The 20,120-nt window shown below is 70.8% G+C and carries 18 protein-coding genes and 3 pseudogenes; 5 read left to right on the top strand and 16 right to left on the bottom strand.

Annotated features, from left to right (window positions below):
* Nucleotides 1-3 precede the first annotated feature (3 nt).
* The 8 genes from dxs to N8I87_RS30460 form a co-directional block, all read right to left on the bottom strand.
* The gene (gene dxs / locus N8I87_RS30495) at nt 4-1,884 is read right to left on the bottom strand and encodes a 1-deoxy-D-xylulose-5-phosphate synthase (protein ID WP_263213536.1); all 1,881 of its coding nucleotides are present in this window, start codon (nt 1,882-1,884) and stop codon (nt 4-6) included.
* Between the two features lie 9 nt (nt 1,885-1,893).
* Nucleotides 1,894-2,967, bottom strand: coding sequence for a polyprenyl synthetase family protein (locus N8I87_RS30490; protein WP_263213535.1), 1,074 nt, complete (start codon nt 2,965-2,967; stop codon nt 1,894-1,896).
* A complete protein-coding gene (locus N8I87_RS30485) occupies nt 2,964-4,001 on the bottom strand; it encodes a lyase family protein (RefSeq protein ID WP_263213534.1) in 1,038 nt (345 codons plus the stop codon). Before N8I87_RS30485 ends, N8I87_RS30490 begins: the two co-directional genes overlap by 4 nt.
* A 208-nt stretch (nt 4,002-4,209) precedes the next feature.
* The gene (locus N8I87_RS30480) at nt 4,210-5,316 is read right to left on the bottom strand and encodes a 3-dehydroquinate synthase II (RefSeq protein ID WP_263213532.1); all 1,107 of its coding nucleotides are present in this window, start codon (nt 5,314-5,316) and stop codon (nt 4,210-4,212) included.
* A gap of 166 nt (nt 5,317-5,482) precedes the next feature.
* Nucleotides 5,483-7,720 carry an MMPL family transporter gene (locus N8I87_RS30475; RefSeq protein ID WP_263213531.1) on the bottom strand — a complete coding sequence of 746 codons (2,238 nt, stop codon included), beginning with the start codon at nt 7,718-7,720 and terminating at the stop codon, nt 5,483-5,485.
* Nucleotides 7,721-7,819: 99 nt separating this feature from the next.
* Nucleotides 7,820-8,584: a transmembrane-type terpene cyclase gene (locus N8I87_RS30470; protein ID WP_263213530.1), complete on the bottom strand. Its 765-nt coding sequence runs from the start codon at nt 8,582-8,584 to the stop codon at nt 7,820-7,822.
* Nucleotides 8,585-8,612: 28 nt separating this feature from the next.
* Nucleotides 8,613-10,220 carry a class I adenylate-forming enzyme family protein gene (locus N8I87_RS30465; RefSeq protein ID WP_263213529.1) on the bottom strand — a complete coding sequence of 536 codons (1,608 nt, stop codon included), beginning with the start codon at nt 10,218-10,220 and terminating at the stop codon, nt 8,613-8,615.
* Between the two features lie 12 nt (nt 10,221-10,232).
* The gene (locus N8I87_RS30460) at nt 10,233-10,985 is read right to left on the bottom strand and encodes a beta/alpha barrel domain-containing protein (RefSeq protein WP_263213528.1); all 753 of its coding nucleotides are present in this window, start codon (nt 10,983-10,985) and stop codon (nt 10,233-10,235) included.
* A gap of 385 nt (nt 10,986-11,370) precedes the next feature.
* Between N8I87_RS30460 and N8I87_RS30455 the strand changes: the two genes are divergently transcribed.
* On the top strand, nt 11,371-11,820 hold the full coding sequence (locus N8I87_RS30455) for a pyridoxamine 5'-phosphate oxidase family protein (protein ID WP_263213527.1): 450 nt from the start codon (nt 11,371-11,373) through the stop codon (nt 11,818-11,820).
* A gap of 454 nt (nt 11,821-12,274) precedes the next feature.
* Here N8I87_RS30455 and N8I87_RS30450 read toward each other — a convergent pair.
* From N8I87_RS30450 to N8I87_RS30435, 4 genes and pseudogenes are all read right to left on the bottom strand, one after another.
* Nucleotides 12,275-13,021: pseudogene (locus N8I87_RS30450) on the bottom strand (P-loop NTPase); the annotation flags it as partial.
* A 183-nt stretch (nt 13,022-13,204) separates the two neighbouring features.
* Nucleotides 13,205-13,633 carry a DUF2267 domain-containing protein gene (locus N8I87_RS30445; RefSeq protein WP_263213526.1) on the bottom strand — a complete coding sequence of 143 codons (429 nt, stop codon included), beginning with the start codon at nt 13,631-13,633 and terminating at the stop codon, nt 13,205-13,207.
* Nucleotides 13,634-13,701: 68 nt separating this feature from the next.
* A complete protein-coding gene (locus N8I87_RS30440) occupies nt 13,702-14,103 on the bottom strand; it encodes a DUF2267 domain-containing protein (RefSeq protein ID WP_411577305.1) in 402 nt (133 codons plus the stop codon).
* A 100-nt stretch (nt 14,104-14,203) separates the two neighbouring features.
* Nucleotides 14,204-14,635 (bottom strand): Hsp20/alpha crystallin family protein, encoded by a 432-nt coding sequence (locus tag N8I87_RS30435; RefSeq protein WP_263213524.1) that lies wholly within the window; start codon nt 14,633-14,635, stop codon nt 14,204-14,206.
* A 127-nt stretch (nt 14,636-14,762) separates the two neighbouring features.
* Here N8I87_RS30435 and N8I87_RS30430 point away from each other — a divergent pair.
* The 3 genes and pseudogenes from N8I87_RS30430 (at nt 14,763) to N8I87_RS30420 (ending at nt 17,195) form a co-directional block, all read left to right on the top strand.
* A pseudogene (locus tag N8I87_RS30430) lies at nt 14,763-15,420 on the top strand (type III effector protein).
* 1,013 nt (nt 15,421-16,433) lie between these two features.
* Nucleotides 16,434-16,778, top strand: coding sequence for a MerR family transcriptional regulator (locus tag N8I87_RS30425; protein ID WP_263213522.1), 345 nt, complete (start codon nt 16,434-16,436; stop codon nt 16,776-16,778).
* A gap of 246 nt (nt 16,779-17,024) precedes the next feature.
* The gene (locus N8I87_RS30420) at nt 17,025-17,195 is read left to right on the top strand and encodes a hypothetical protein (RefSeq protein ID WP_263213521.1); all 171 of its coding nucleotides are present in this window, start codon (nt 17,025-17,027) and stop codon (nt 17,193-17,195) included.
* A gap of 21 nt (nt 17,196-17,216) precedes the next feature.
* On the opposite strand, the gene N8I87_RS44485 is transcribed toward N8I87_RS30420, so the two are convergent.
* The gene (locus N8I87_RS44485) at nt 17,217-17,606 is read right to left on the bottom strand and encodes a SpoIIE family protein phosphatase (RefSeq protein WP_491743949.1); all 390 of its coding nucleotides are present in this window, start codon (nt 17,604-17,606) and stop codon (nt 17,217-17,219) included.
* A gap of 51 nt (nt 17,607-17,657) precedes the next feature.
* A pseudogene (locus tag N8I87_RS44870) lies at nt 17,658-17,752 on the bottom strand (SpoIIE family protein phosphatase); the annotation flags it as partial.
* 189 nt (nt 17,753-17,941) lie between these two features.
* Here N8I87_RS44870 and N8I87_RS30410 point away from each other — a divergent pair.
* Entirely contained in the window at nt 17,942-18,583 is a 642-nt protein-coding gene (locus tag N8I87_RS30410; RefSeq protein ID WP_263213519.1) for a carbonic anhydrase, read from the top strand.
* A 176-nt stretch (nt 18,584-18,759) separates the two neighbouring features.
* Here the strand turns inward: N8I87_RS30410 and N8I87_RS30405 are convergent, their stop codons facing one another.
* Nucleotides 18,760-18,921, bottom strand: coding sequence for a hypothetical protein (locus tag N8I87_RS30405; RefSeq protein WP_263213518.1), 162 nt, complete (start codon nt 18,919-18,921; stop codon nt 18,760-18,762).
* Between the two features lie 169 nt (nt 18,922-19,090).
* The gene (locus tag N8I87_RS30400; protein ID WP_263213517.1) at nt 19,091-20,065 is read right to left on the bottom strand and encodes an L-threonylcarbamoyladenylate synthase; all 975 of its coding nucleotides are present in this window, start codon (nt 20,063-20,065) and stop codon (nt 19,091-19,093) included.
* Nucleotides 20,066-20,120: the final 55 nt, after the last annotated feature.

Here is a 20,120-nt window from a genome sequence, read left to right as displayed (position 1 = left end):
TGCTCATGAAAGCCCCCTGTGGGTCGCCGTGATGTCGCGGGCGATGTCAGCCGCGGTGACTCCCGACTCCTCGAGCACCTCGCCCCGTGTTCCGTGCTCGAAGAAGCGCTGGTCGAGGCCGAAGTGCCGCACCGGCACCTGCACGCCGGCCGCTTTCAGCGCCTGGGCCACGGCCGAACCGGCCCCGCCGATACGGCCGTTGTCCTCGACCGTGACCACGAGGTCATGACGTGCGGCGAGCGCGCACAGCCCCTCGGCCACCGGCTTCACCCAGCGCGGATCGACGACCGTCACCCGGATTCCGTCCTGGGCGGCCCGCTCGGCCGCCGCCAGGCAGAGGCCGGCCACCGCGCCGACCGAGACGATCAGGACGTCGGAGTCCCCGGCCGGGCGTGCGAGCACGTCCATCCCGTTCTCCACGCAGACCGCTTCGTGATCGGCGGACACCGCTCCCTTCGGGAAGCGGACCACCGTGGGCGCGTCCCTGACGGCCACGGCCTCGCGGAGCAGCCCGCGCAGCCTCGCGCCGTCCCGTGGCGCCGCGATGCGCAGCCCCGGCACCACCTGGAGGATCGACAGGTCCCACATGCCGTTGTGGCTGGCTCCGTCGCTGCCCGTGGCACCAGCCCGGTCCAGTACGAAGGTCACCCCGCACCGGTGCAGCGCCACATCCAGCAGTACTTGGTCGAAGGCCCGGTTGAGGAACGTCGCGTAGAGCGCGACCACGGGGTGCATCCCGCCCAGGGCGAGTCCCGCCGCGGAGGTCACGGCGTGCTGTTCGGCGATGCCGACGTCGAAGGTGCGCTCGGGGTATGCCTCGGCGAAGCCGGCCAGGCCCACCGGCCGCAGCATCGCCGCCGTGATCGCGACCACGTCGGGCCGCTCGGCGCCCACCTTCACGAGTTCGTCGGAGAAGACGGAGGTCCAGGATTCGACGGGGGGCTTCGCCAGCGCGGCGGCGGCGTCGACCGCGTGGAAGCGGTCGGCCTCGTGCTCCTCGGCGGGCCGGTGTCCCCGGCCCTTCTCCGTGATGCAGTGCACGATGACGGGGCTGCCGAATCTCTTGGCCCGCCGCAGCGCGGCCTCGACGGCCGCGAGGTCGTGCCCGTCCACCGGGCCGATGTACTTCAGTCCCAGGTCCTCGAAGAGGCACTGCGGAGCCATCAGGTCCTTGAGCCCCTTCTTGAGCCCGTGCAGCGCGGAGTACAGCAGCCCGCCCACGGCCGGAGTCCGTCCGAGTCCGTCCTTGCCCCACTCGAGGACCCGCTCGTACCGCTGCGTCGTGCGCAGCGCCGTCAGGTGGTCGGCCAGGCCGCCGCGTGTCCTCGCGTAGGAGCGGCCGTTGTCGTTGACCACGACGACCAGCGGGAAGTCCTTGATCAGTGCGATGTTGTTGAGTGCCTCCCAGGCCATGCCTCCGGTGAGCGCCCCGTCGCCCACGACGGCCACGACGCTGCGGTCCGTCTCGCCGCTGAGCCGGTACGCCTTCGCCAGGCCGTCGGCGTACGAGAGTGCCGTCGAGGCATGGGAGTTCTCGATGATGTCGTGCGGCGACTCCTGTTGGGAGGGGTAGCCCGACAGGCCTCCCCTGCTGCGGAGCCGGCCGAAGTCCTGACGCCCTGTCAGGAGCTTGTGGATGTACGCCTGGTGGCCGGTGTCCCAGAGCAGGCGGTCGTGGGGGGAGTCGAAGACGCGGTGGAGGGCGATCGTCAGTTCGACGACGCCGAGGTTGGGCCCGAGATGGCCACCGGTGCGGGACACGTGGCACACCAGGAAGTCGCGTATCTCCCGGGCGAGAGCCGGCAGCCGCTCGGGAGGGAGTGCCCTGACGTCGGCCGGCCCCTCGATCGTGTCGAGCAGTGCGTGCTCGTACGGATGCGTCATGAGCGCCGCCTACCTGTCCCGGAAGGCGACCATGTGGGCCATGGCGCCGAGTTGCTCCCGCCAGGCATCGTCGAGTGCCGCCTCGGCGAGGGCCCCGCGCCCCTTCTGCACCAACTGGCCGATGTGGTCCTCGATGTCGGCGCGGACCCCGGACTCGACCAGCACGCGGCGCAGTTGTTCGGAGCCGTGCTCGTCGTCGAGGAACAGGTCACGCACGCGTGCGTCGCGCTCCATGGCCAATCCCATGAGGAGCGTCATCTTGTGGCGCTCGAAGTCGAGGCCCGCCGGTTTCCCGGTCACCTCGCTCTCGCCGAAGGCGTCGATGAGGTCGTCGCGCAGCTGGAACGCCTCGCCGACCGTGACGCCGTACTCCTGGAACGGTGCGGCGAGATCGGGCCGGCCGGCCAGCCGGGCGCCGACGGCCAGTGGCCGGTGGATGGTGTAGTGACCGGACTTGGCCACGGCGATCCAGCGGGCCAGCTGGGGGTCGGCCGAGAACTCGGCGGCGGCGAGGACGTCCATGTACTGGCCGATGATCAGCTCGGTGCGCAGTTCGCACCAGATGTCGCGGACGGTCGCCGGGGCCTCGGCCATGATCCGGTCGGAGTAGATCAGCGCCAGGTCGCCCGCGAGGATCGCGACGTTCTCCCCGTACCGCTCCGCCGCGCCCTGCCACCCGCGCTCACGGTGTTCGTCCCGGTGGCGCACATGGGCCGTCGGCTCGCCCCGCCGCTGGTCGGACTGGTCCATGACGTCGTCGTGGATGAGCGCGCAGGCGTGCAGCACCTCGAGTGCCACCGCGGCCGAGACGACCCCGTCGTATCCTTCGGGGCCGCCCTCGCCGGCGAGGTAGCCGGCGATGCAGAACGCGGGCCGCAGCCGCTTGCCGCCCGCCTGGACGAGCGCCGCGATGGCGTCGATGGGCACGCGGGCCCGCGGGCTGACCCTCGCCCAGATCTCCGCCTCGGCGGACAGGAAGTCGTGAAGCCGCCGCTCCGTTGCGGCGAGCAGGTGGTCGAGGGCCTCGCGCTGGGTGCCGGAGAGCCTGGATCCGCCCTGTTGCGCGGGCGCGTTGGTGGTCATGTGACACTCCTGTGGGTGGATTCCGCGGCGGCGCTCGGCCGAACGCTCGCGTGGTAGCGGGTGAGGACGCGGTTCACCAGTGCTGCCGCCGAACCGAGGTAGGCCTCGGGGGCCATGAGCACCCGTACCTCCCGCTCGGTGACGGCGGCGGGCCAATCGGGGTCGGCGGGCAGCGCGGCGCCGAAGGGCGTGCCGTCCGTCGTGCCGTGCAGGGCGACCCGGGCGATCAGCTTCTTCGCGCGGGTCCTGCCGAGATGGGGGGCAAGCGCGGCGTTGAGCCGCTCCGAGACGATGGCGCCGTCGCTCAGGGCGAGGTTGCGCCGCATGGTCCCGGGGTGGACGTGCCATCCCCGGGCGAGTTCATGTGCCGTCTCGACCAGGCCGGCGACGGTGCGCAGGCACTCGCGCAGCGGCTGCCGCTCCGCGTGCCAGGCGCCCGGGGCGCGTTCGTCCTCGTGCAGCAGGCACTGGTGCACCGTGGCGGCGAGGCCGGGCAGTTGCCGGGCCGCGGCGATCACCATGGTGGCCGGCAACGGGTTCCGCTTCTGGGGCATCGCGGACGACACGCCGCGTCCCTCGGCGGCCGGCTCGGTGACCTCGGCGAACTCGGTGCGGGACAGGGTCTGTACGTCCAGGCCGAACTTGCCGATCGCCCCGCCGACGTAGGGCCGCGGTCGCCGCGATGTCGGCGACCGGGGTGCGCAGCGCGTGCCACGGCACGTCCGGCGCGCCGAGCCGCAGCTCCGCGGCGAACCCGCCGAGCAGTTCCGCGCCGTGGTCGACGGCCGCCGCGTCGCCCGCGGCCGGCGCGGCGTACTCCTGGTAGGAGGCGAGCGTGCCTGCGGCGCCGCCGAGTTGGTGAACTGCCGTACCAGCTCGACCACCTGGTTCGCGGCGCCCCGGGCGGCCCTGGCCGGCTGTGCCACGTCCAGCCGCTCGGCGCGCGCCGCGTCGGTGATCGGGCCGAGCGCAGCAACGGGTACGACATCCAGCCGTACCTGTGCGCGGGTGAGGGCGACCTCGGTGTCCGGCATGGCCTGCGGCCACGCCTCGTGCGTGACCGGCGCCGCGCCCCGCCGCGACCAGCCGGGCCCACTCGTACAGCGTCGGCCCGGCCACCAAGGGCACCTCGCACTCGACGCTGGGATCCGGGCAGCGGTGCGTTCGCCAGGAGCCGTTCCACGGCGCACATGCCGCGCGGCCCGGCTCCCACGACGCAGATCTCGGCCGAGTCCGCCATGGTCAGAACTCGCTGATTTCCTCGTCGACCTTGATCCCGACGTGGCGGCCCGGCTCCGTGACCCGGCCGAGCAGCAGGGTGCCGGGGACCACCTCGGTGAGGTTCAGCGGCTTGCCCTCGGCGCTCATCACCCGTACGTGCCAGTCGTCCTGGAGGAAGGCGTTGACCGTGACGTCGCCGTAGCGGGCCTCGACCAGCCGCAGCGGGCGCAGTTCGACCTTGATCCGCCCGACCATCGCCTCGCGGAACCGGCCGTCGGTGTTGACGGCGTAGCACTTCTCACCAGCCGCGAGATCGGTGATGTAGGCCGTGGTCCCGGTCCCGAAGACGTACGAGTGCACCGCACCGGCGTTGACCCGGAAGGGCCGCAGATTCATGTACGGCAGGTAGTGCACCTCGGCGCAGACGAAGATGCCGCCGGACGAGGTGGAGCCGATGACCATGCCTTCGTCGTCGTCGAACAGGTGGGTGGTGTCGATGCAGCCGCGGTAGCCCATGCCGACCGGCTCGGAGCGGACGACCTCGAGCGGTACGAGGTCGAGCTGTGCGTGCCGCTCCGCCCGCAGTACGGCGGCGACCTTGTCCAGGTCCGCGAGGTGCCCGGCGCCGACGACGAGCCCGGCCGGTCCGGTCTCCAGCACCCCGGCCACGCTCGCGGTCTCGGCGCTGGTCAGCAGCTGCTTGTAGACCTGTGTCCGGGTGCCCTGCGCGCGGGCCAGGAGGAGCTCCAGCGGGATGTTGGTCTCGTCGGCGAAGGCCGCCACCAGGAAGTCGGCGGTCCCGCAGAGCGAGGCCGCCTCGTTCATGGTGTCGCCGTCGGTGATCTCGCAGCGCACACCGACCGCCCGGTTGCCGGCGGCGGCGCGCACGCCGTCGAGCTCCTGCGGGGAGGCTGCGATCAGCGTCTGGACGCGGTCGTCGTCGAGGCGGCCGGCCTCCTCGGCGGTGACGAGGGACGCGACGGCGATCCGGGCCAGCGGCTCCCAGCCGTCGAGCTGGTCGGGACGCACGAGTACGCCGCTCGCGTCCGAGGTCCGTATGAGAGCGAGGGCGACGTCCGTGGCGCCGCCCTTCATCAGTGTGACATCGGCCCAGAGTCTGGTGTCCATCTTCGCGTCCTGCCTTTCGCTGACGGTGACGGGGAGGTGCCGGCGGCCCGCTGCGGGGGCGGCGTCCGGGCACGACAACGCGTTCCGGCGCCGGCCGCGGCGGGCCGGCGCCGGAACGCGCAGGGTGTATTGGTGAGTTGTACGAGCGAGGTGTGCGAGCGGGCCGCTACCGGACGCCGGCGTACGGCGGGGCACCGGGTGAGCGCGGCGCGTCGGGGGCCTGCGACGACTCGTGGAGGCCGAACCTCACGTGCACTCGCCGCAGGAAGCCCGGCGCCCACCAGGTGGCCTTGCCGCCGAGCCGCATGAGCGCGGGGAGCAGGGCGCCGCGGATCAGGGTGGCGTCCATCAGCACGGCGAGCGGGAGTCCGACGCCGTATGCCTTGACGTAGGAGATGCCGGAGACGGTGAAGCCGAGGAAGACGATGGAGATCAGTACGGCGGCTGCCGTGACCATGCGTCCGATGCGTTCGAGTCCCTGGGCCACCGCGGTGGTTCCGGAGCCGGTGCGGACGTACTCCTCGCGGATCCGGGCCAGCATGAACACCTGGTAGTCCATGGCCAGTCCGAAGGAGAGCGCGAACAGGACGACCGGGATCGTCGAGGCGATGCTGCCGGTGACGGTGACGTCGCCGAGCAGCGACACGAGGTGGCCGTCCTGGAAGATCCAGACCAGCGCGCCGAAGGTGGCGGTGAGGCTCAGAGCGCTGAGTGCCAGGGCCAGGAACGGCAGCATCACGCTCCCGGTGAGCAGGAACAGCAGGACGACCATGGCCACCATCACCGCGCCGAGGGCGTAGGGCAGCCGGTCGAGCAGGGTGTCGGTGGTGTCGATGCTGTCCGCCGCCATGCCGCCGACGAGTGCCTTGAACGGCGCGTGCTGCGCCCGTACGTCATGGACCAGTTGCTGGGCTGCGTCCGGGTCGCCCGATGCGGGGACCACCGAGAGACAGCTGCCGTCGTCCAGGGCGAAACGTCCGTGCGCCGGGGTCCTGGCGACGGCCTGTGCGCCCTTGACGTAGCTGCCGGTCGGGCCGTCCACGCGGGCGACCCCGGGCAGCTTCGACAGGGCGGCGGCGTACCCGGGAAGGTCCTTGTCGCTGTCGGTGACGTCGGGCAGGACGACCTGCGCGGCGTTCTGCTCCGCGCTGTCGAACTCGGTCCTGATGATCGTGGCGACCTGCCGTGCCTCGGAGGACGCGGGCATGGAGCGTTCGTCGGGCATACCCACCTCGACGCCCAGGAAGGGCGCCCCCAGCAGCAGGAGGAAGGCGATCACCACGGTGGCGACGGGCACCGGGCGGCGCATGACGAAGGTGGCGAGGCGGTGCCAGAAGCCGTGCTCGACCTCCCGCCCGGCGCGTGCGTCCCGGCGCCTGCCGAAGACGCGTCCCTTCTCCACCCGCGGGCCGAGCGTCAGGAGCAGCGCCGGCAGCACGGTGAGCGCGCCCAGGGCCGAGAGCAGGGCCGTCACCATGCCCCCGATCCCCATGGACCGGACCGCCTCCAGGGGGAAGAACAGCAGTCCGACGAGGACCAGGGCAATGGTGACCGCGGAGAAGAGGACCGTACGCCCCGCCGTGTTCATGGTGGTGCGGATGGCCTGTTCGGGTGACGCCCCGTCCCGCAGTTCCTCGCGGTGGCGGTTGACGATCAGCAGGCTGTAGTCGATCGCGAGCCCGAGACCGAACAGGGTGACGACGCTGACCACGAAGACGGAGAGGTCGGTGAGGTTGGCCATCACCCACAGCACGCCGAAGCCGAGCATCATCGACACCACGGCCACGGCCAGCGGCAGACAGGCGGCGACGATGCTGCCGAAGACCAGCACGAGGACGATCATCGTCAGGGGGAAGGCTATGGTCTCCCCCTTGGTGCCGTCCTCCTGGCTGATCTCGGTGGTCTCCTTCTGGAACATCGCGTAGCCGCCGACCCTGACGTCCAGGCCGTCGTGGGTTCCCTCGTACCGCGGGGCCAGTTCGTCGAGCAGCTTGGGCACGGACGTCTCGTCGCCGCGGATCGTCGCCCCGACCAGCGCCTTGTCGCCCTTCTCACTGCGCAGTTGGGGAGGGCGTCCCGCCGTCCAGTAGGAGGTGACGTTGATGACGTCCTTCTCCTTGGCGAGCCGTTCGGTGAGTCGGCTGCCCGCCTCCGCGGCGGCGGGGGCGTCCACACCGGCCGGGCCGACGGTGACGACGAGGGTGAGATTGGGCTGCCCCTGGCCGTTCTTCTCCAGGATGCGGGTCGCCTGCCCGGACTCCGATCCCTTGTTCGTCAGCCCTCCTGCCGTCAACCTCCCGAACAGGGTCGCGCTGGCCGCGCCCCCGAGGAGCGTGAACAGCAGGGCGACGACGAGCACCGACCTGCTCCGCCGTAGGACGAGCTCGGACAGGTACTTCATCATGGTGGCGGTCTTCCTCTTCCTGTGTTGCTTTCTCTGTTTCTTCTCGGTGGCACGAGGCGGTGGCACAAGGCGCCGAGCAGCGCGCGGTGACGCCCCCGGTCAGGCGACGGCCGGGGCGGTCGACGGCTCGTGGACGACCGGATCCGTCACAGGCGGCCTGTTGAGCGCCCAGGGAGACTGGCCCTCGGCCCGAATCTGCCGGAAGACCATCCGGACGTAGGTCAGGTCCAGCACGAGAATGATGACGAACCAGAACAGCACGAGGGCGCGGCTCGGGAAGATGATGAGCACGTTCAGGCCGGCGAGGAAGGACCCCAGCGTCTTGCAGACGGCGATGTGCACCGACTGGCCGGCGGACGACCGGCGCTGTCTGAGGGTGATGATGAAGGACGCGCTGAGACCCACGTTGAGGGCCACACCGCTGTACATGCCGAGCACGTCACGGAATTCATAGGCCATCAGGTAGTGCTGCACCGCGCAGTAGCCGCAGATCCCCCAGAACAGCCGCTGGAAGTTCCGCTCCGTCAGCTTGGGGAAGTCCTTCTTCCCGTACTTCATCACCTGGTACACGATGATGATGTCGAAGAAGAACCAGATGAAATTGGCCGGACGCTGCGCGGGCTCCTGGTCGATGACGAAGGAATGCACGAACTCCCAGGAGAAGTTGATCGCGACCACGACCGTGGGGATTCCGGTGCGCTTGTCCACATAGGCCCGGTGGATGGCAAGGCAGTAGGCGAGGAACCAGAACAGCGCGATCCCCACGACGATGGCCCAGAACCAGCCGTTCCTGAAGTCCCTCGGCTCCGAGGCCGAGGGAGCGACGGAGGGGAGGTCGACGAGTGCCGGCGGCAGCCAGTTCACGGCACACCTGCTTTCCAGTCTTGTCGGTTCATGTCCATTTCCCGCTGCCGACAGTCGCGTTCGTGCCGAGAACCTGCTCACGCAGTACGGCCCTGCGGACCTTCCAGGTGGCCGTCCTCGGGACCTCTTCCCAGGGCACGACGCGCGGCTCCGCGAGTTCCGGCAGCCCGGTGACGGCACGCTGCCATTCCTCCGGGTCCAACCGGTTTCCGCGCATGCACAGAACGGGGACGGGAGCCTGTCCCGGAACACCGAGAATGGTGACGTCCGAGGCGTTGTCGAGCCGCTCCAGCAACGTGCTCTCCAGCTCTATGCAGCTGATGCCCGGGATCATGTCCACCTCCCGGTCGAGCAGGCGGACCCGCCCGAGTCCCACCCGCTCGCCGAGGTCACCGCTGTTCCACCACCGGCCGTTGAGCTTGGCTCGATAGCGGTCGTCCTCCCCCAGGTAGCTCAGGCACCGCGCCTTCGTGGAGACCATGATCATCCCCGGCTTGCCCCGTGGCTGCCGACGGCCGGTCTCGGGGTCGACCACCTTCAGCCGCAGCAGCATCGGCCAGCCCAGGTTGGTCGCCTCCGGACGGCCGGCGCGCACCGTGCGGCGGGTGAACAGGTTGGCGACGATGCCGGTGATCTCGGACTGGCCGAGGCCCCAACCCCAGGTGGGGAACCGGCCGGCCGAGGCGCTGAGGAACTTGCGGACGGTCCGCGGGTGCACCGCGTCGAAGGTGCTCACGTACAGCCGCGTCTGGGCGAACAACTCCGGCCGTTCGTCCACCAGTTGCTCCCAGTACTGGAACACGTTGGGGAACGCCTCGATGGAGGTGGGCCGGTGTTCCTCCAGGATGCTCTCCATGTTGGCCACGAGCGGGTCCGAGACGGCCACCAGTTTGCGCGGTGCCATCTTGAGCTGGGACGCCGTCCACGCCATGACCCGGATGTGCGCGAAGGAGACCGCCGCGGCCACCACGTCGCCGCGGCGGGTGGTGAGAAACGGAAGCCGGTAGCGCTCCATCCGTGGGGGAAACCTGCCGATGGCCGTGTTCGCCGTGTGCAGCACGAGTTTGGGCACTCCGGTCGTGCCGGACGTGTGCGTGGCGACCATGGGATCGTCGTCGCCGCCGAGCCGCACGGGCGCCGTCGCCCCGCCGCGCAGCTCGTCCAGCGGCACCGCGGTGCCGGTGCCGCTGCCCTCCGGCCCGACGCGGACGATCCGCACGCTCCGGTCGGCGAGTTCGACCCCGGCCTCGACGGCCCGGGAGAGCAGACCAGGACCCGTGATCAGGAGCCGCGGGGCGGCCCGCTCCACCATGGTGCGCACTGCCTCCGGCGAGTTGGCCGCTGCGACCATGACGGGAACGGCGCCGATCCTGGCCGCACCCGCCGCCAGCAGAACCATGTCGAAGTGGTTCTCCTTGGCCACGACGACCCGGTCGCCCTGCCGCAGACCGCCGACGTGCAGACAGTCCGAGAGCTCCCGCACCGTCGCCGCGAGCGCGGGCCCGTCGTGGACGAGGCCCGCCTCGGGTGCGATGTCGAACGGCCGGTCGAGGTGCAGCACGCTCTGGGCGGACCGCTCGGCATGCCACTCGAAGATCCGGCCGAGATGGAAGTACGACGTGGTACGCCGCTTCATGCCCGGTCGCCCTCAGCCTTCACCATGGACGATCGCCCGCAGGTCGGCGGTGGCGCGCACGGGATCGGCGGCCCCGAACATACGGCGGCCGACGCACAGGCCCGCGACGCCGGCGCCCATCGCGGCCTTCGCGGACTCGCAGAACTCGTCCCAGCCGCTGTCCGCCTGACCGCCCGCCAGCACGACCGGCGCGGGCACGGTGGCCGCCAGTTCCGCCACATGCTCGTCGCCCGGATGAGCCGCCTTGACGATGTCCGCGCCCAGTTCGGCCGCGATGCGCGCCGCGTGCAGCACGGCGGGACCGGGGTCGGGCGCCTCGGTGCGCACGTACGTCATCGCCAGCAGCGGTATGCCCAGCCGGTCGCAGTCTGCGGCGAGCGAGCCGAGATCGGCGAGCGCTGCGCGGTCCTCGGCCGAGCCACCGCCCAGCGTGACGTGGGCGGAGAGGGCGTCGGCCCCCAGCGCGAGCGCCGCCTCCGGGGCACAGACCCGCGTCTTCAGCTCCGATCGCGGGCTCAGCGCCGTGGCGCCCGAGAGATGGACGACGAGCGCGGTCCCGCGCTGCACGGGCATGCAGCGGGCGGCGGAGCCACGGTGACTGACCACGCCGTCGGCGCCGCCCGCCACGGCCGCGTCCATGACGGAACCCATGTCCGTCAGACCGCCGATGGCACCGAGCGTCAGGGAATGGTCGACGGCGACCAGCAGGGTCTTGCCGTCCTCCCCGAGGAGCCGGCGAAGTCGGCGTTCTTTTCCAGTCACCATCCGGTGCTCCTTCAACTCACGGTGGATTTCGGGCACATGAAGAAGCCCCCGGGCACATGCACGGGGGCACTTCGAAACTGAGGGTGGATCAGCGGCGGCCTCGTCGGCGCGGAGGGCGAAGCGGGCGACGCCGCCCGGAGATCGTCTTCGTCGGCACAAGGCGCCGGGCACACCCGCTTTCGGGCACGGGAGACGTGCGGCAAGCGTGACACACGAGGGTCACCCCGCCCCAGCCCTCTCTGATGTGGCCTACATCACATACACCTATGGGCCGAACGGCTCTGGCAGCGCAAGGCCGAAACGCGTTGCATGGGGGCCGCCAGACCTCAGTGGCACCGACCCTGTGCGGCGGACGAGTACCGCCGTGCGCGAAGGACATCCGCTCATGACGCATCGGCTACCTCCCGAGCCGCGCCGCACCGTAGAACTGGCCCCCGACGAAGCCCTGCGCCTGCTCAGCAGCGTCCCCCTGGGCCGCATCGTCCTACCGATCGACTTCCCGCAGCGGGCGCTGCCCGCCGTACGCCCCGTCGACCACATCCTCGACGACGGCGACATCATCGTCTGCGCCCGCAACGGCGCCGCCCTCACCGCCCCCACGGAGCAGGCGGACTCCCAAGGCGTCGCCGTCGCCTACCATGCCGACGAGATCGACCACAACACCGGCCTGCGGTGGAGCGTCGTCGCCACCGGCCACTGCCACCTCGTCACGGACCCGGAGCAGGTGGCGCGTTACCGCGCGGCACTGCGCCCGCAGTCGGCCCACGGCCCGGACCACCTCGTACGCATCCACCCCGACCTGGTCACCGGCATCCGACGGGCGGTGAGCGACTAGGGCCTTGTCCCACGAGGCTCCGGCCTCGGACGACCACTGCGACAAAGCCGCAGGTCAGCCACTCTTCGCCGCAGGCTCAAGGATCGCCGTGCACTCCACATGATGCGTCATCGGAAGAATGTCGGCCTGAACGGAAACCAGAAAAGCCCTGGTCACAGCCGTCTTCTCGGCTCATGGCCCTTCGTGCAGACGCCCAGAGCGTCACACGGGCGTCAAGGCCGGGAGTCCGTCCCGCTCAGGGCTGAGCAGGACGGCGGCAACCAGCTCACCCGGGGATCCGCCCCCGCTCGCTCCCACAGCACCCCGCATCCACCCCGCATCCACCCCGAGGGACGTCTCGGGCACGGACGCCGAGGTCCTCGCGCTGTACCGGGAGAAGTTCCGCCGCCGTCTGCCGGAGTCGCTGGACGACCCGGCGATCCGCCACCGCTCGGTCCGAACGCCGGCTCGCACATCATGACCCTCCCGACGGGCTGACGGGGAGCTGCCGACCTGCCGGGCCGCGTGGGCGTACGGCGAGGTTTTCGGCGATGGCGCGCAGGGGGTCGTCGCCGCCGGAGCCTCCGGGGTCTTGAGCACCAGCGGGGTGCCGGCGTCGCCCGCTTCGCGGAGGCGGGGGTCGAGAGGTACCTGGCCGAGGAGGGGGACGTAAGTGCCGACCTTGCGGGAGAGCGAGCCGGCGACTGTCTGGCCGCCTCCGGAGCCGAAGGGTTCGGCCCGTGACCCGTCCGGCATCAGGAGCCAGGACATGTTCTCCACGACGCCGGCCACTCGCTGGCCCGTCTGCAGGGCGATGGCGCCGGCCCGCTCGGCGACCTCGGCAGCGGCGGGCTGCGGGGTGGTCACCACCAAGAGCTCCGCGCGCGGAAGCAGTTGGGCGACCGAGATCGCGATATCGCCGGTGCCCTGCGGCAGGTCGAGGAGGAGGACGTCCAGGTCGCCCCAGTAGACGTCGGCGAGGAACTGCCGCAGCGCGCGGTGCAGCATCGGGCCACGCCAGACCACGGGTGCGTTGCCCGGGGTGACATTCCGATGGAGATCACCTTCACGCCGTTGACCCGTGGCGGCGTGATCATCTTCTCGACCTGGGTGGGATTGGCCCAGGCGCCCAGCATCCGCGGGACCGAATGACCGTGGATGTCGGCGTCCAGACGCCCACCGACAGCCCGCGGTCGGCCGTCGCCGCGGCCAGGTTCACCGTGCGGGCGCGCCAGGCGCCGATGAGCCAGAAGCGGCAAGATCACTGATGGGTCCGGCCGCCGCAAGGTGACAACCCGTCAGAACGAGCGTCATCTCAGCGTCGAGACGACCTGCCGCCGTCCGCGCCGAGACGGAAAGCATCTACCCGCCATCCCGGCGCGAGTCAGGAAAACGGGGGGCAGCGTCACTCGTGTTCGGCGCGGCCGAACAACAGAACGTAGCCGGAGGGGAGTTGATGCAGGATGCGGGTGAGGAGGTCGGGGCCGGCCAGGGCTGCGACGACACAGAGGACGGATCCGGTGTCCCAGCGGGTGGTGCCCAGGGTGGCGCCGGTGCGGGCGGCGAGGTCTTTGACGAAGGCCCAGCCGGTCAGGGGCTGGGTGTCGGGGATCTGCGCGGTGAGGATCGTTGCGGCTTCGAAGGGGAGGCGGGCGGCGAGGTCGACGCGTTCGTCGCCCGTCAGCTGGCGTCCGAGTCCTGCGAGGACCAGGCGGACGGCTTCCTCGGCTCTTTCCCGGGTGGGGTAGGCGCCTTCGTAGCGGACCTTCTCCAGCAGCTGCTCGTACGTCATCACGGGTGTGTGCTGGAGTGGTGCACGCCGGTCGGTCATCACTGGGGTCGTTTGCCCTTTCTGTCGCCGGAGGTCGTGGTGCCTGTGCGAGGGCACCGGGGTGTGGGTGGTCAGGCGGGCTGGGGGTGACCGAAGAGGAGGTCGTAGCCGGCGGGGAGCTGGAGCAGGATCTGGCCCAGCAGGTCGTCGCCGACCGCGTCGGCGACCGTGCTGAGGACGGCGCTGACGTCCCAGGCGGCGGTCTGCTCGGTGGCCCCTTCGATCCAGGCGGCGGTCGCGCGCAGGAACCGCTCCGGCGGCAGGGGCTCTCTGCTCTGCAGCGGGTTGAGGAGGATCAGGGCGAAGTCTTCCGGCAGCCGCGCGGCCAGCTCGGCGCGGACCTCGCCGACCAGGCGCGCGCCGAGCAGGGCGAGCACCACGCGGGCCGCGCGTTCTGCTTCTGACAGGCTGTCGTACTCGCCGCGTTCCCTGACATGTTCCAGGAACGCTTCTTGTCGCAGGGGCACGTTCATCGCCGCCCTTCTTCGAGTCCGTCCCGTGGGGTGCGGAGGACGGGGTGAGGGGGAGATCAGGTGCCCGTCCTCCGCCGGCGTTCGGCCCGGATCGTTCGGCTCAGCCGGAGATCTCCTTGCGGTCGGATCCCGAGCCGATGGAGATCTTGCGGGGCTTGGCGCGCTCGGCGATCGGGATGCGCAGGGTGAGCACGCCTGCGTCGTAGTCGGCCTTGATCTGCTCGGTGTCCAGCGTGTCCGCGAGCACGATCTGGCGGGAGAAGACGCCCAGCGGCCGCTCGGAGAGTTCCATCTGCACGTCGTCGCCCTTGGCCACGGGGCGGCGTTCGGCCTTGACGGTCAGCATGTTGCGTTCGACGTCGATGTCGATCGCGTCCGCGCTGACGCCGGGGAGGTCGAAGGCCACCACGTACTCGTGCCCCTCGCGGTACGCGTCCATCGCCATCGCGGACGGCCGCGACCAGGTGCCCGGGCCCATCAGCTGCTGAGCCAGCCGGTCGAGCTCACGGAAGGGGTCGGTGCGCATCAACATCGAAAACACCTCCAGAAGGTTCGGGCAGTTGCTGCCAATGCGCCTCACTGAAACCGTTGTAACATGTCATCCGATGGATGACAAACAAGAGCGTCGTCGGAAAGATGACAGTCTGAGGGAGGTGCACGTGACAGCAGCCGACCAGCCAACTTCTTCCAGCACCGGCGCGCAGAACCCGGCATCGCTTCTGGCCGCCGCGGCGGCCCTGCACGCCATAGACGACGCCCTGCGCGCCGCCCGGCACGAGGCCCCCGGCTCCCCCGATGTCCCCGGCGTCGGCCCTGAGCAGGCCCTGGCCTCCCTGCTACTGCTGCGGCAGGTGCGCGAGCAGCTCGCCGGATGGGAAACCGGCCTGATCGAAACCGCTCGCCACGCAGGCGCCAGCTGGGCCGACCTCGCGCACCCCCTCGGCGTCGCCAGCCGCCAGGCCGCCGAGCGCCGCTACCTGCGGGGCCCCCGGCCCCGCAGGCACCACCGGCGAACAACGCGTCCAGGCCACCCGCGAACATCGCGCCGCCGAACGCAGCGCCGCCACCTGGGCCCGCCGCAACGCCGCCGACCTGCGCCGCATCGCCGGCCAGATCACCGCCCTCACCGACCTTCCGGCTGCCGCGCGTTCCCCGCTCAGGCGGCTGAACGCGGCCCTCGCCGACGACGACCCCGCCGCCCTCATCCGCCCCCTGGGCGCCACCCGCCCCCACCTGGCCACCACCCACCCCGGCCTCGCCGCCCGGCTCGACGCCCTCACGGACGCCGCCAGAGCCACAGATGCCGCCCCCGACTGACATCCGATGTACAGCTCCATGTGCGACGTCGGAACTCACGCGGCAGGCTCCTGTCGACTGGCCGTCGCCTGCCGCTCTCCAAGAGATCAACTTCAGCAAGCCATGGTTGCCCCTTGGCGGCGCTGTCACCGTGGCAGGCGGGCATGGATGGTTTTGCCTCGCCCGGGGCCAGGAGTGACGGTCGCCTCGCTGGTGAGGCGGCGGACCGTGGGCCACCCGAACCCGCCGGCGCCACCGCCCAGGTCGGGGCCACATTCCCGCGGGGGTGACGGGTTGAGGTCGGTGACGGCGACGTGCACCGCGTCGACGGTGGCGCCGAGTCGGAGGGTGTGCGGCCGCCGCCGTGGCGCAGGGCGTTGGTGGCGAGTCCGGAGACCATGAGAGCGAGGGTTTCCGCCGTCTCGGAGGCCGGAGGCGGATTCAGGCCTTCGACGCCCTGCGTGCGTGTCGTCTCCATGTCGGTCATGCGCTGTCACCCTGCCCTGGATCGGTTGTGCTTCTCGGCTCGGCGCGTGCCCGCCGAGCCGGGAGGCAACGCCGTGACAGCACTCTTTCGGGTGTAAGTGCGGCAGGACTCCACTCGTGACACTTGGAGTAAATCTGTCGTGGCAGCAGTAGACATTGGTTCGTCGCGGAGTTACCGTTGTGTTGTACCCAGGAAGTCCAAGAGGGCACGGCAGGTACGAACTGCCGTGCAAGCAGGACGCGGCCCGCAGAGGCCGCGAGCGGTACCAGCGGTATCCAGCAGTACAACCGAGTAACCGAGGTAAAGGAGCGAGACGCCATCAGGATCGCCCGGGCGAGGAAGGAAGTCCGCCCGGGTATCGCAGGCCCCGGATTGGAAGGTGGTCCCCGGTCACGCATTCACGATCCCCGCAGCCCCGCCCTCCCAGGCGGAACCTGCGGACACAAAAGTCCGGCACAGTCAGCCGGTAGATGGTGTTGAAAGCTCGGGGCCCGGGTGCCACTACGGCACCCGGGCCCCCCGACGCGTCCGCCGAAAGAAGAGGTTTATGCCCCCTGCCGCATCCCGTCCCGTCGACAACCTCGACGACGACGACTACCCGGCCTACACCATGGGCCGAGCCGCCGAGATACTCGGCACCACCCCCGCCTTCCTCCGCTCCCTCGGTGAACACCGCCTGATCACCCCCCTGCGCTCCGAAGGCGGCCACCGCCGCTACTCCCGCTACCAGCTGCGCATCGCCGCCCGCGCCCGCGAACTCGTCGACCAGGGCACCCCCATCGAGGCCGCCTGCCGCATCGTCGTCCTTGAAGACCAGCTCGAAGAAGCCCAGCGCATCAACGAGCAACTGCGCACACAAGGCCGCGAGAACCGATCGAAGCCCTCAACCTGACAGGACGCCTTGTCCGAGTTGGACACCGACCGCCGGCGGGCGAGGCCGCCATCACAGGTCTGCACAGTCAAAAACCGGCAGTGGGCGGGCAGGGACCGAAGCCCCTCGATCGAGGCAACGGGGCCTTCCCCACCGAGTAGGAGCCTGCCGGACGCGCGATGTGGGCTCCCTGCAGGTGCAGAGTTGGTGTGATCAGCGGTGGCAGGCAGTGGGCTGCTCGGACCAGATGGTCTTGCGGTTCTGGCCATGGCGGCAGCCCCAGCGCTCGGCGAGTTGGGCGACGAGGAACAGGCCGCGTCCGCCCTCGTCGGTGGTGCGGGCGCGGCGCAGGCGGGGCTGGGCGCCGCTGGAGTCGGTGACCTCGTAGACGAGAACGTCGTGACGGATCAGTCGAAGCTCGCCGGCGGACGACCGTAGCGGATCGCGTTGGTGACCAGTTCACTGACGATGAGTTCGGTCGGGAAGAGGAGGTCGCCCAACCCCCACGCGGCGAGTTGGCCGGTCGCCCATGCTCTGGCATCCGATACAGCGGCCGGATCGTCCGGGATCCGCCGGCGCGCGGGTGTCCTCGGCCGGTACGGCGCGGGTAAGGGCCGGCAGCAGGGTCGCGTCGTCACGCGGTGCTTCGTCCACCAGAGCGTCCAGGAGGGCCCTGCCGGTCTCGTCCAGGGCGCGGTCCGGGCGGCAGGACGTGGTGAGCGCGTCGGTCAGCCGATGGAGCCCGTCGTCCACGTCGTGCGGGCCCCGGTGGACCAGGCCGTCGGTGTAGAGCGCGAGGACGCTGCCCGGCTTAGCTCGATCACCGTGGTCTCGTACGGCATGCCGCAGACGGTGAGGGGTGGCCCCGGGAGAAGGCCGACGGCTTCGGCTCTCCCGTCGGGCCGGACGAGCACGGGCGGCGGGTGCCCGGCACTGGCCATGGCGCAGCGCCGGGTGACCGGATCGTAGATCGCATAAAGGCAGGTGGCAGCCATGACGTCATGGCTGCCGGGAGGTGCTTCCGCCGCGAGACGCTGGACCAGGTCGGCCATGCGGGTGCAGCCGGACCGACGCCGCCCTGGCCTGGCGCCTGGGGATGCCAAAGCCGTCAGCATCGGCCGACCCGGCGACGACCGAGGAGACCAGGCGGTGCGACGGCTGGTGCCGACTCGTAGGCTGCCGACATGAGCGAGATCAAGACCCCGACGCCCCGCGACGCCTTCGAGCTGCTGCTGGCCGGTAACCAGCGCTTCGTGGCCGGCACCCCAGAGCACCCGAACCAGGACGCCGCTCGCCGCGCCGAGACCGCACCGTCCCAGCAGCCCTTCGCCGTGCTGTTCGGGTGTTCCGACTCCCGGCTGGCCGCCGAGATCATCTTCGACCGAGGTCTGGGCGACCTGTTCGTGGTGCGCACCGCTGGCCACGTCATGGGCCCGGAGGTGCTGGGCAGCATCGAGTTCGGCGTGGAGGTGCTGGGCTGCCCGCTGGTCGTGATCCTCGGGCACGACTCGTGCGGCGCGGTCGGCGCGGCGTGCGCCGCGCTGGAGGACGGCGTGACGCCGGCCGGGTACGTCCGGGACGTCGTCGAGCGAGTGACCCCCAGCGTGCTGGCCGCCCGGGCCGCCGGACGGGTCGAGCCGGAGGAGATCCTCGCCGAGCACATAAGGCACACCGCCGACCTGCTGCTGGACCGCTCCCGGGTCCTCGCCGACAAGGTCGCCGCCGGCCAGACCGCTGTGGTGGGCCTGCGCTACCGCCTGGCCGACGGCAGTGCCCGACTCGTCGCCGTTCGCGGCCTCGACGCGGCTGTGCCCACGGCGTCCTGACCGCCGCGACGCGGCCCCTCAGCGTGATCTGCCGTGGTCGGCCGTCAGGAGACGGGAGGCACAGCGCGGGTCGGGGGTCCCAGGTCTCCGTACAGGGCGGCGTGGAGTGCAGCCGCGAGTTCGCGGGCTCGGTCTTCGCTCCGCACGCCGTGCATCATGAAGTAGATCGGTCCGGCTTAGGCGTCCAGGTCGACCTCACGGTTTTCGACCAGGCAGGTGATCGCGGCCCGGACCGCATCGTTCACGGCATCGTCGACAGCGTGGCCGGAGCCAGCAGTGAGCGTGTCTGCCTTCACGGTCCACCGCTGCCGTCTTTCGGATTCGATGGCGACGAACACAGCCTGCTGCCATGGCCGTCCGGTACACGTCGTGGAAGGCGTCGGTGCCGGTGGCGTCCGGAATGAGGTGGGCGGGGCAAGGAATGGGCAGCAGCTGCACGAGGGCATTGTGCACAGAGGAGCAGATCAATCGCGTCCGGTGACGCGAGAGGTCCAATGTCGGTGCTGGTCACGCGGCGAGCCGGGGCCCCGCGGCGCGGCGCAGCCGGTTGGCGATCGCCAGTCCCAGCCCCTCCTCCACCGGCAAGGAGGCGACGATGAGATTGCACCCCCGCCGGTCGAGTTCGCGCAGGAACCCGTACAGCTCGCGCGCGTAGTCGGCCAGGGACGCTGGGACATCCACCACGGCGTGCGCCTTCACCGGGGTGTCGGCGAGCAACGGGGGAAGAAGGACGCCGACCTGGTGCCCTTGCTCCTGCGCGAGCCGCGCTTCGTCGACGACCTTCTCCGGCTCGACCAGGACGACCCGCGCAGACGGCGCGTAGTGCGACGGGTGCTGACCCGGCACCCGGATATGGCTCATGGACGGGACCTCGATCGGATGTCCCAGCACCGCTTCGAGGTCCTCGCGGGTCACTCCGCCGGGCCGGAGGACGGCCGGGGTCGCACCCGTGACGTCGACGATGGTCGACTCGACGCCGACGCCACAGGGACCGCCGTCCAGGACGAAGTCGACGGCATCGCCGAGCTCCGCCCGGACGTGGCCGGCCGTGGTGGGGCTCACCGAGCCGAAGCGATTGGCGGACGGGGCCGTGACACCGCCGTCGAAGGCCGACAGCAGCGCGAGGGCAACGGGGTGGTCGGGCACACGCACGGCCACCGTCTCCAGGCCACCCGTGGCTTCCAGGGGCACCCGCCGACCACGCCGCAGGACCAGCGTGAGCGGCCCCGGCCAGAAGTGCTCGGCCAGCAGGCGCGCCGTCGCGGGCACGTCCTGGACCCAGTCGTCCAGGTGCTGGGCGCCGCCGATGTGGACGATCAGCGGATGGGAGGGTGGACGTCCCTTGACCTGGAAGATTCGCGAGACGGCAGCGGGGTCTTCGGCGTTGGCGCCCAGTCCGTAGACGGTTTCGGTTGGGAGGGCCACCAGGCCGCCGGCGCGCAGCACACCGGCCGCCTTCTCGATGTCACTGGTTCTTGCCATCACCCTCGAAATCCTCTCACCGTTCCGCTCTCCCACGTTCCGCGGTCTCGTCGGC

This window comes from Streptomyces sp. HUAS 15-9 (assembly GCF_025642155.1).
GTDB lineage: Bacteria > Actinomycetota > Actinomycetes > Streptomycetales > Streptomycetaceae > Streptomyces.
Note: the sequence above shows the minus strand (reverse complement) of the source record. Positions and strands in the feature narration are given on the sequence as shown.